This window comes from Ornithinimicrobium sp. (assembly GCF_035267225.1).
GTDB lineage: Bacteria > Actinomycetota > Actinomycetes > Actinomycetales > Dermatophilaceae > Ornithinicoccus.
The window spans coordinates 1-9,741 of the sequence record NZ_DATFMA010000044.1 but is presented as its reverse complement, the minus strand read 5'-3'; the positions used below and the strand labels follow the sequence as shown (position 1 = coordinate 9,741).

The 9,741-nt window shown below is 70.8% G+C and carries 13 protein-coding genes; 7 read left to right on the top strand and 6 right to left on the bottom strand.

Translation table 11 applies throughout. The annotated features are described in order from the left end of the window. A partial coding sequence (locus VJ976_RS02785; RefSeq protein WP_324098583.1) for a hypothetical protein occupies window positions 1-180 on the bottom strand: 180 nt, incomplete at its 3' end. 58 nt (window positions 181-238) lie between these two features. Here VJ976_RS02785 and VJ976_RS02780 point away from each other — a divergent pair. Further along, a complete protein-coding gene (locus VJ976_RS02780) occupies window positions 239-1,747 on the top strand; it encodes an aminopeptidase P family protein (protein ID WP_324098582.1) in 1,509 nt (502 codons plus the stop codon). Window positions 1,748-1,756: 9 nt separating this feature from the next. On the opposite strand, the gene VJ976_RS02775 is transcribed toward VJ976_RS02780, so the two are convergent. Further along, window positions 1,757-2,269: a general stress protein gene (locus tag VJ976_RS02775; protein WP_324098581.1), complete on the bottom strand. Its 513-nt coding sequence runs from the start codon at window positions 2,267-2,269 to the stop codon at window positions 1,757-1,759. Window positions 2,270-2,427: 158 nt separating this feature from the next. Between VJ976_RS02775 and VJ976_RS02770 the strand changes: the two genes are divergently transcribed. The 3 genes from VJ976_RS02770 to VJ976_RS02760 are packed head-to-tail and all read left to right on the top strand — an operon-like array spanning window position 2,428 to window position 5,481. Then, complete coding sequence (locus tag VJ976_RS02770) at window positions 2,428-3,738, top strand: magnesium transporter MgtE N-terminal domain-containing protein (RefSeq protein ID WP_414693559.1); 1,311 nt, start codon at window positions 2,428-2,430, stop codon at window positions 3,736-3,738. Further along, a complete protein-coding gene (locus VJ976_RS02765; RefSeq protein ID WP_414693558.1) occupies window positions 3,731-4,333 on the top strand; it encodes a DUF1003 domain-containing protein in 603 nt (200 codons plus the stop codon). Before VJ976_RS02770 ends, VJ976_RS02765 begins: the two co-directional genes overlap by 8 nt. Before the next feature lie 20 nt (window positions 4,334-4,353). Further along, complete coding sequence (locus tag VJ976_RS02760) at window positions 4,354-5,481, top strand: Mrp/NBP35 family ATP-binding protein (protein WP_324098580.1); 1,128 nt, start codon at window positions 4,354-4,356, stop codon at window positions 5,479-5,481. Window positions 5,482-5,542: 61 nt separating this feature from the next. On the opposite strand, the gene VJ976_RS02755 is transcribed toward VJ976_RS02760, so the two are convergent. After that, a complete protein-coding gene (locus VJ976_RS02755; protein WP_324098579.1) occupies window positions 5,543-5,938 on the bottom strand; it encodes a twin-arginine translocase TatA/TatE family subunit in 396 nt (131 codons plus the stop codon). Window positions 5,939-6,013: 75 nt separating this feature from the next. Beyond that, window positions 6,014-6,604 (bottom strand): RNA polymerase sigma factor SigE, encoded by a 591-nt coding sequence (gene sigE / locus VJ976_RS02750; protein WP_324098578.1) that lies wholly within the window; start codon window positions 6,602-6,604, stop codon window positions 6,014-6,016. A 92-nt stretch (window positions 6,605-6,696) separates the two neighbouring features. On the opposite strand from sigE, the gene VJ976_RS02745 reads away from it, so the two are divergent. Beyond that, a complete protein-coding gene (locus VJ976_RS02745) occupies window positions 6,697-7,329 on the top strand; it encodes an O-methyltransferase (RefSeq protein ID WP_324098577.1) in 633 nt (210 codons plus the stop codon). An 85-nt stretch (window positions 7,330-7,414) separates the two neighbouring features. Here the strand turns inward: VJ976_RS02745 and VJ976_RS02740 are convergent, their stop codons facing one another. Further along, a complete protein-coding gene (locus VJ976_RS02740) occupies window positions 7,415-7,582 on the bottom strand; it encodes a DUF3117 domain-containing protein (RefSeq protein WP_324098576.1) in 168 nt (55 codons plus the stop codon). Between the two features lie 113 nt (window positions 7,583-7,695). Here VJ976_RS02740 and VJ976_RS02735 point away from each other — a divergent pair, with 113 nt between their 5' ends. Both VJ976_RS02735 and VJ976_RS02730 read left to right on the top strand, forming a co-directional pair. Continuing rightward, complete coding sequence (locus VJ976_RS02735; RefSeq protein WP_324098575.1) at window positions 7,696-7,899, top strand: hypothetical protein; 204 nt, start codon at window positions 7,696-7,698, stop codon at window positions 7,897-7,899. After that, the gene (locus VJ976_RS02730; protein WP_324098574.1) at window positions 7,896-8,699 is read left to right on the top strand and encodes an enoyl-CoA hydratase-related protein; all 804 of its coding nucleotides are present in this window, start codon (window positions 7,896-7,898) and stop codon (window positions 8,697-8,699) included. Before VJ976_RS02735 ends, VJ976_RS02730 begins: the two co-directional genes overlap by 4 nt. 49 nt (window positions 8,700-8,748) lie before the next feature. Here VJ976_RS02730 and VJ976_RS02725 read toward each other — a convergent pair. Beyond that, on the bottom strand, window positions 8,749-9,741 hold a 993-nt coding region (locus VJ976_RS02725; RefSeq protein ID WP_324098573.1), incomplete at its 5' end, for a hypothetical protein.

The window sequence follows — 9,741 nt, the reverse complement described above, 5'->3', positions numbered from 1 at the left end:
GACGTCGTCGTCTGTGCCGGGCACGGCGATGGGCACACTCGGCGGCCCGATACCGCGCACGGCCCAGTTGGCCCGCTCACGCCACACCTTCCCCAGCTTGGCGTTCGGCTTCAGCTGCGGCCCCGTGATCACTCGTCCCCGTGGGCCGTTGATCCCTGTGAACCGTCGTCCCTCGCTCACCCCGGCAGACTAGACAGGCTCACACCGCGGTCACCAGCCCGCGTGTCACGATGACCCCATGAGCGAGGAACAGCCTCAAGCCGAGCACCGTAGCCGCCCCACAGGCCAGGCGTTCATGGACTTCATGGGTCATGGGTGGGCGCCGGTGTCGGAGTCGCTACCGCCGCTCGCCGAGGTGGCCTCCTACGCTGCGGCGCGGCGTCAGGAGGTGTCCGGCGCCTTCGAGTCCGAACGACTGGTGGTGCCGGCCGGTGGCCTGAAGGTCCGCAGCAACGACACCGACTACGTCTTCCGCCCGCATAGCGCCTTCGCCCACCTCACCGGGCTCGGCGCCGACCGGGAGCCGGACGCAGCGCTGGTGCTCGAGCCGCTGCCGGACGGCGGACACGAGGCCATCCTCTTCCTCGACCCTCCGGCGGGACGGGACAGCCAGGAGTTCTTCTCCGACTCGCGCACCGGCGAGTTCTGGATCGGAGCCCGCCCCTCGCTGGAGCAGGTGGCAGCGGAGCTGGGAGTCACGACCCGGCACATCGAGGAGCTCGACGACACCGTGGGCAAGAACGTCCCCCAGACGCCGGTACGGGTAGTCCGGGACGCCGACCCCCAGGTGACCGCCCTGGTGGACCGGGTGCGCACCGAGGAGGCCGCGGAGCGGGCAGGGCAGGTCGAGCAGCGCGATCTCGAGGCCGATGAGGCACTGGCCCGCTACCTGTCGGTCTTGCGCCTCGTCAAGGACGACTGGGAGATCGCCCAGATGACCTCGGCGGTCGAGGCGACTGCCGTCGCGTTCGACGCGGTGGTCGCCGAGCTGCCCGAAGCGACGCGGCGAGACCGAGGTGAACGTTGGATCGAGGGGACCTTCGGTCGCGCGGCACGGCACGCCGGGAACGGTGTGGGCTACGACTCGATCTGCGCCGCCGGCGAGAACGCCACCACACTGCACTGGATCCGCAACACCGGCGAGGTCGATGAGACAGACCTCGTCCTCATCGATGCCGGCGTGGAGACCGACGCTCTCTACACCGCCGACGTCACCCGGACCCTCCCGGCCGGTGGCACCTTCAGCGACGCGCAGCGCCGGGTCTACGACGCGGTGCTGGCGGCCCAGGAGGCAGGACTGGCAGCGGCTCGCCCGGGAAACACCTTCAAGGACGTGCACGCCGCCGCCATCCAGGTGATCGCCCGGACACTGCACGAGTGGGGCTTGCTTCCCGACGGGGTGAGCGTCGAGGACACGCTGGACCCCGACGAGGGTCAGTTCCACCGCCGATGGATGGTGCACGGAACGAGCCACCACCTCGGGATCGACGTACACGACTGCGCCCTGGCACGACGGGCCGACTACATGGACGCCGAGCTGAGCGAGGGGATGGTCCTCACCGTCGAGCCGGGCCTGTACTTCAAGTGCGACGACCTGCTCGTGCCGGAAGACCTACGCGGCATCGGCGTACGGATCGAGGACGACGTGGTCATCACCGCCGACGGCTGCCGGAACCTGTCCGCCATGCTGCCGCGCACCGCGGAGGACGTCGAGCGATGGGTGCGTCGGGCCGGACGGCGCGGCTGAGCGCCGCGGTCAGTCTCGCTGGACCGGCATCTGCTCCAGCAGCTCGCGAGCCCTCTCGGCGTGCTTGTGCTCGGTCAGCACCTCGTACCGCGTGGCCACCACCTGCGAGACCGAGGTGAAGTCGCGCCGACCCCGGGTCATGGCATAGCCGATCAACACATAGGCCAGACCGAAGAAGGCGCCGAAACCCACGCAGTAGAAGACGGTCATCAGAGCGTCCCCGGAGTTGGCGAACAGCGCGAAGATCAGCCCGATGAACAACCCGAACCAGACACCGGACAGCAGACCGCCGAGGGCCACCCGGCCCGCCGTGAGCCGGCCGGTCACCCGCTCGACCTGACGCAGGTCGGTCCCCACGATCATGCAGTTCTGGACCGGGAACTCCTCGTCCGAGAGGTAGTCCACCGCACGCTGCGCATCCTCGTACTTCTCGAACACACCCAGCGACATCGGGTAGCTCAAGGTCAGACCCGACCCAGGCCGGGGAGGGCGTGTGCCGCGCGGTGGCATGGATGAGGTCACGTCCTCCATCTTGACATTTTCGGGGTCCCTGCGCGAAGACAGGTACGCCGACTGCGGATCATGGAGCGTAGGCGCAGAACGCTCCTGACGGCACGGACGCTCGGACGAACCCCCCGCGCCTGCGATGGTCCCCGGTCAGGCCGCCCTCCATCGGTATCGTGGGCCCGGTGAGCCCCCGCGTCTTCGTCGCCCGCATGGCCGGTCAGAGCGTGTTCGACCCGCTCGGCGACGAGGTCGGCCGCGTCCGCGACGTCGTGGTCGCCCTGGGCCCGCGTGCGGGTGTCTCGGCCCGCGGCATCCGCGCGGTGGGGCTGGTGATCGAAGTTCCGGGGCGTCGTCGTGTCTTCGTGCCCATGACCCGTGTCACCAGCGTGGACGCCGGGGCCATCATCACGACCGGTCTGGTGAACCTGCGCCGCTTCGAACAACGCCGCAACGAGACGCTGGTGGTCGCCGAGCTCTTCGACCGGCGGGTGCAGGTGCAGGACGACGAGACCGATGGCTTCCCGGCCGTGGTGGAGGACCTGGCTCTGGAGGCCCAGCGCAACGGCGACTGGCGGGTCAGCAAGGTCTTCGTGCGCAAGGGCGGCGGCCCGGAACGCCAGGGACGCGGGCTGCGCCTGCGTCGCCGTCGTGGTGAGACGGTGCTGGTGGACGTCGACCGGGTCTCCGGTCTGGCGATCAGCGGGCCCGCGCAGGCGGTCGACGCCCTCCTGGAGACCTACGAGGACCTCAAGACCGCCGACCTCGCCGAGGCGGTCCACGACCTGCCGCCCAAGCGACGGGGCGAGGTGGCCGACGCGCTGGAGGACCCGGTGCTGGCCGACCTTCTCGAGGAGCTCCCGGACGACGACCGGGTCGAGATCCTGGTCAACCTCGAGATCGAGCGGGCGGCCGACGTGCTGGAGGCCATGCAGCCCGATGACGCCACCGACCTCATCTCCGAGCTCCCGACCGACAAGGCCGAGCAGCTGCTGCAGCTCATGGAGCCGGACGAGGCGGCGCCCATCCGTCGTCTTCTGGCCTACGAGGAGGACACCGCCGGCGGCATGATGACTCCAGAACCGGTGATCCTCGGTCCCGAGGCGAGCATCGCCGAAGCCCTGGCCCTGGTGCGGCGACAGGAGCTCTCTCCGGCTCTGGCCTCCTTGGTGTTCGTCAGCCGCCCTCCGCACGAGACGCCGACCGGGAAGTACCTCGGGGTCGTCCACATCCAGCGCCTGCTGCGCGAGCCTCCGCAGGACGCCATCGGCGGAGCCCTGGACTCGGCCATCGACCCCATCGGGCCGCAGGCCGCCCTCGGCACGGTCACTCGGCTGCTGGCCGCCTACAACCTGGTCGCCCTCCCGGTCACCGACGCCGAGGGTCGACTCATCGGGGCGGTCAGTGTGGACGACGTGCTGGACCACCTGCTGCCCGAGGACTGGCGCGAGCACGACCCCGAGATGGAGGTGCATCTGCGTGGCTGAGCAGCCCACCTCACCGCGTCGACCGCGCCGACGCTCCGAGCGACCGCGGACCGGCGAACGCCTGGACCAGCCGCTCGTGCGCGGCCGTCGGCGCCTACGTCGGCCGCGCATGGACCCGGACGCCTTCGGCAAGTTCGCTGAGGGCTTCGCCCGTTTCATGGGCACCGCCCGCTTCCTGGCCTACATGTCGCTGTTCGTGCTCCTGTGGTTGTTGTGGAACACCCTCGCCCCCAGCGGCGCCCGCTTCGACCCGTACGCCTTCATCTTCCTGACCCTGATGTTGAGCCTGCAGGCCTCGTACGCCGCCCCGCTGATCCTGCTCGCCCAGAACCGCCAGGCCGACCGCGACAAGGTCACCATCGAGCAGGACCGCACCCGGGACGAGCGCGCGTTGGCCGAGACCGAGTTCCTCACCCGTGAGGTGGCCTCGCTGCGCATCGCCATGCGGGACACGGCGACACGGGACTTCGTACGCTCCGAGCTACGCAACCTGCTGGAGGAGATGACCGACCGCGGGATCCGCGTCTCGGGTGGCAGCGAGCAGGGGCGCGAGCGTGAGGACGCGGCGCGTGAGCCGAACCATGAGGGCACCTGAGCCGGGCCTACCATGGGGGGGTGTCCACCCCCACTCTTGATGCCCTGCACGCTGCCTTGGCGACGGTGAACGACCCGGAGATCCGCAAGCCGATCACCGACCTGGGAATGGTCGAGAGCGTCGACGTGCAGCCCTCCGGTGACGTCGAGACCACCATCCTGCTGACCGTGCCCGGCTGTCCGATGAAGGAGACGATCACCCGCGAGGTCACGCAGGCTCTTCGTGGTGTGGACGGGGTCGGCGAGGTGTCGGTCCGACTCGGCGTCATGAGCGATGAGCAGCGGCGGAGTCTCCGCGAGAACCTGCGGGGTGGAGCCGCGGAACGGGAGATCCCGTTCGCCCGTCCGGACACCCTGACCCGGGTGTATGCCGTCGCCTCCGGCAAGGGCGGCGTCGGCAAGTCGTCGGTCACCGTGAACCTGGCGGCATCGATGGCCGAGCAGGGTCTGCGCGTGGGCGTGGTGGACGCCGACATCTACGGCTTCTCGGTGCCGCGGATGCTCGGCGTGTCCCACCCACCGACGCAGGTGGACGAGATGATCCTGCCGCCGATCGCCCAGGAGGTGAAGGTCATCTCCATCGGCATGTTCGTGCCCGGGAACCAGCCGGTCGTGTGGCGCGGGCCGATGCTGCACCGCGCGATGCAGCAGTTCCTGGCCGACGTGTTCTGGGGTGACCTGGACGTGCTCCTGCTGGACCTGCCCCCCGGCACCGGGGACATCGCCATCACGGTCGCGCAGCTGCTGCCCAACTCCGAGCTGCTCGTGGTCACCACACCGCAGCAGGCGGCAGCCGAGGTCGCCGAACGTGCCGGGGCGATCGCCTTGCAGACCCACCAGCGGCTCGTCGGGGTGATCGAGAACATGTCCTGGCTCGAGCTGCCCGACGGCAGTCGGCAGGAGATCTTCGGCTCGGGCGGCGGGGCGTCCGTGGCCGCCTCTCTGTCCCGGTCCATTGGCGCGGACGTACCCCTGCTGGGACAGGTCCCGTTGGACGTCACCGTCCGTGAGGGGGGCGACACCGGGGTCCCCGTCGTGCTCGGCCAGCCGGACTCGCCTGCCGCAACGGCACTGCGGGCGGTGGCCCGCGGCATCGCCTCGCGCAGCCGGGGGCTGGCCGGTCGCAAGCTCAGCATCACCCCCAGCTGACCGGGCACCCCCGAGCGTCGGGCCACCAGGCCTCGCTGGCTCCCCGCGCGCCGCATCGGCCCTAGGTGGCCTCGGTGTCGAACGGTGTGGGCACGTTCGGGTCGTGGCGGTCCCGGCGCCGGCGCGGAGTCCGCTCAGCGCGGCTTGCCGGGTCTGGCTCGTCCGCCGTGCCGGCGCGCGTCGCGGCCGACTCACCCGCCCGGCTGGGCGCGGCGAGCGCCTCGCGGACGATTCTGCGTGGGTCGTACTGCCGCGGGTCCAGCTGCTGCCAGTTGACGTCGTCGAACGCGGGCCCCATCTCCTCCCGGATCTGGGACTTGGCACCCTCGGCCAGGTCGCGCAGGTGACGCACCGCCCGGGCCAGACCGGCCGCGTACTCCGGCAGCTTGCTCGGCCCGAGGATGACGAAGGCCAGGATGAGGATCAGCAGCACCTCGCCCGCGCCCAGGTTCAGCATCGGCCCGGGGCCCGCGGTCGCGGAAGGGCGGTGCAGGACATGCTGTGATTGTGCCTGATCGCCAGGCGCGACAGGTCAGCCGAGAGCAGGAACCGGCACCGGCGCCTTGCCGGCGGCGCCGACCGCCGCGTCCGGGCGGCGGGGAGCGCGGTGAGCCAGCGCCTGACGCAGATGCGATCGCCCCCGGTGGATGCGCGAGCGGACCGTGCCCAGCTTGATACCCAGGGTCTGGGCGACCTCCTCGTAGGAGTACCCCTCGATGTCGCACAGCACCACCGCGGCGCGGAACGAGGGGGCCAGGGAGTCGAGAGCCTGCTGGATGTCTCCGTCCAGATGGCGGATGTCGAAGCTCTCCTCGGGCCCGCTCAGACGTGAGGGAAGACGAGCCGCGAACTCCTCGGACAGCGCGTCGAACCGGATGCGCTGTTTACGCCGGGCGCGGTCCAGGAAGAGGTTCGTCGTGATCCGGTGCAACCACCCTTCGAAGGTCCCGGGACGGTAGCTCTCCAGGGACCGGAAGACACGGATGAAGACGTCGTGGGTCAGGTCCTCGGCGTCGTGCTGGTTGCCGGTGAGCCGGTAGGCCAGACGGTAGACGCGGGCAGAGTGCTGCCGCACGACCTCGTCCCAGGTCGGCTGTTCCCAAACCTCGCCATCGCCCATCATGGCCTTTCCCCGACGCGGTCCCGTCGACCACGTTGGACCCCTGATGGTGGCATCGCAGCCTGAGCATTGGCTGAACAGTCTAGGGTGGCAATATGGCTGCTCAACGGATGACCTCCTGGACGTATGCGGAGAGTTTCGTGCTCGCCTCCCCGGCAGTCGAGGAAGCGAGCGAGAAGGAACAGGCCAGGGGCGGCGCGGCCTTTCCCGCCTCCACGGGCGCCTCGCTCCGCCTTCTGGCCGCAGCGCTGGAGGCCAGCCATGTGATCGAGGTGGGGGGCAGCGCGGGGGTGACTGGCCTGTGGCTGCTGGAGGGCATGAGCAACGACGGCGTGTTGACCTCGATCGACCCCGAGCCGGAGCGCCAGCGAGCGGCCCGGGCCGCCTTCGCCGCCGCCGGGGTCGCCCCGCAGCGCACTCGCCTGATCGGGGGCGACGCCCTGACGGTGCTGCCCCGCATGACCGATGGCGCCTACGACATGGTGCTCATCGGCGGGGAGCACCAGGGCGACCAGGCCTACGTCGAGGAGGCGCTGCGACTGTTGCGCCGCGGCGGGATCCTCGTGGTGGACAACATCCTGGGCCGGGACCGCGTCGCCGACCCCACCGCCCGCGACGAGGTCACGGTGGCCATCCGCGAGCTCGGCAAGGATCTGCGCGACGACGAGCGCGTGCTCTGTGCCGTGTGGCCGGTGGGCGACGGACTCTGCGCCGCCATCAAGCGCTGAGCCGTCCACACGCGGCCCCCACGCCAGAAAGCCCACATCCCCACCGACGGGGATGTGGGCTCGGCGCGAGACACGCGCTGTTCGGTCAGCCCAGGCACTCGCTGATGGCATCCCCCAACGCACCGGCTTCTTCGGCGTTCATCTCCACGACGAGCCGACCGCCGCCCTCCAAGGGCATACGCAACACGATGCCGCGGCCTTCCTTGGTGACTTCGAGGGGACCGTCCCCGGTGCGAGGCTTCATCGCTGCCATCGTGAACCTTCCGTCAGACGCGACACCCACCGTGGGGTCATCGGCGGGTGCATCGCCGTCTATTATCCACCGCCCGACGGTGGTCGGCCTAATCCGTCGGGCAGACTGTCCACGTGCGCGCCCGATCGGCTGTCTTCGACCTGTTCGGCGACCACCTGCTCCCGCGTGGAAGTGGGTCGCCGGTCGCTGCCATCGTTGCGCTGACCGCGGCGTGCGCGGCTGCCCTCCCCCCGGCCGCCGGCGCCTACCGCGATGTGGTGCTCCGTGACATCGCTGGGTTCCCACGCACCATCAAGCAGTCGGAGGCCAGCCCATGAGCGACCAGCTCCCATCGCCGAGCGTCCGGCTCGATCTCGACGGCGGGGTCGGAACCGTGACCCTGGCCCGCCCGGGCGCGATGAACGCCCTCGACATCGCCACGAAGGAGGCTCTGCTGGGGACGCTGCGCGAGGTCGCCGCGGACCCCGCAGTGCGCTGCGTGGTGCTGACCGGTCAGGGATCTGCCTTCAGCGTCGGGCAGGATCTGAAGGAGCACGCAAGGTTGCTGCGTGAGGCTCCCGAGCAGGCGTGGGGCACCGTGCGCGAGCACTACAACCCGATCGTCGAGCTGATCGCCGGGATGGACAAGCCCGTCATCGCGGCGATCGGTGGCGTGGCGGCCGGGGCCGGCGCGTCGATGGCCTTCGCGGCGGACCTGCGCTACCTGTCCGACACCGCCGGTTTCACCCTCGCCTTCGCCGGGGTGGCCCTGTCGTGCGACTCCGGGGCGTCGTGGACGCTGCCGCGGCTGGTCGGCGTGGCCAGAGCCACGGAGCTGATGATGCTCGGGGGGGACGTCGACGCGGCCGAGGCGCTGCGACTGGGGCTCGCCACCGAGGTGGTGCCGGCCGCTGACCTCCTCTCTCGCGTGACCGAGGTCGCCCATGGCCTGGCCGCAGGCCCCACCCTCGCGCTGGGAGCCATCCGCAGGGCCGTGGCCTTCTCTGCCGCGGCGCCCCTGCCGCAGGCTCTGGAGCACGAGGCCGAGCTGATGGACCGGACCGGCTCGAGCAGAGACCACAGGGCCGCCGTGGAGGCCTTCGTCGCCAAAGAGCGTCCGAGGTTCCGCGGCCGCTGATCCGCGGGTCGGCCTCAGGTGGCCTCGGTGGTGTGGACGACGCGGCGTGCTACGGCGGGTTGTCCCGCGGGGGGACGAACATGAACAGCTCCCACGTCCACCACACCTGCCAACCCAGGAACAACAGCACCAGCACCACGGTCCGGATGACCAGCACCCACGTGGGCTGGCTGCCGCGAGGGTCCCCCGCCCGCCAGCCGGCGCCCACCGCCACCACGAAGAGGGGGAACAGCAACAGCAGGTATCGGTAGATGCTCGTCCAGGGGTCCAGCACGGCGGCCAGGTACAGCGGGTACGCCAGTGACCACGTCCGCAGCTCGAGCCCCAGCCCGGCGGCCCAGGGCCCTAGGACGGCCATCAGCAGGGCCACGGCCGCCGCCGCCAGCAACCAGGGGCCCAGGGTGTCGCCGAGCACGAGCCGGCTCACCTCAAGGGTCGGCAGGAAGGGCACGACCGCCTCACCTCCACGCCACGCCGACATCGTCACCGGGTAGGCGTCGATGCGTCCGGTCCCGACCCAGGCCAGCGCCGGCCACAGCAGACCGGAGACTCCGCACGCCGTCACCGCGGCAACCATGGACAGGCACTCGGGCACATCCGGCGTGTCGCCGGCACCCGAACGCCACCGCCGGACCACCGCCGCCACGGCGACCAGTCCCAGAGGCAGGGCGATGGGCCGGGCCAACCCCGTCAGCAGCACCACAGCGGCGGCGAGCAGCCAGCGGTTCCGCAGCAGCAGCCAGAAGCCCGAGCCCAACAGCAGCAGGGCCAGCGACTCGGAGTAGGCCACCTGCAGCACCGGAGCCGCCGGGAAGGCACCGAGCAGCGCGACGGCAGCCAGCGCCCCCGGCGCACCCACGCGCTCGCGCAGCAGGCCCGCGATCACCAGGGCAGCGCCGTAGCCCAGGGCGGTCGCGAGCACGGTCGCGGCCACCGCGAAGGGCCATCCGGTGACCGCCATGAGCCCGCGCGCGAGGACCGGGAAGAGCGGGTAGAACGCCCACTCGTTCTGGCGGACCTCACCGATGCTGTCCACCGGCAG

What these genes read in the sequence shown, in the direction of transcription:
- VJ976_RS02780 (WP_324098582.1), top strand. Translation starts at nt 239, where the DNA reads ATGAGCGAGGAACAGCCTCAAGCCGAGCACCGTAGCCGCCCCACAGGC.
- VJ976_RS02755 (WP_324098579.1), bottom strand. Translation starts at nt 5,938, where the DNA reads ATGCTGAACCTGGGCGCGGGCGAGGTGCTGCTGATCCTCATCCTGGCC.
- sigE (WP_324098578.1), bottom strand. Translation starts at nt 6,604, where the DNA reads ATGATGGGCGATGGCGAGGTTTGGGAACAGCCGACCTGGGACGAGGTC.
- VJ976_RS02745 (WP_324098577.1), top strand. Translation starts at nt 6,697, where the DNA reads ATGGCTGCTCAACGGATGACCTCCTGGACGTATGCGGAGAGTTTCGTG.
- VJ976_RS02740 (WP_324098576.1), bottom strand. Translation starts at nt 7,582, where the DNA reads ATGGCAGCGATGAAGCCTCGCACCGGGGACGGTCCCCTCGAAGTCACC.
- VJ976_RS02730 (WP_324098574.1), top strand. Translation starts at nt 7,896, where the DNA reads ATGAGCGACCAGCTCCCATCGCCGAGCGTCCGGCTCGATCTCGACGGC.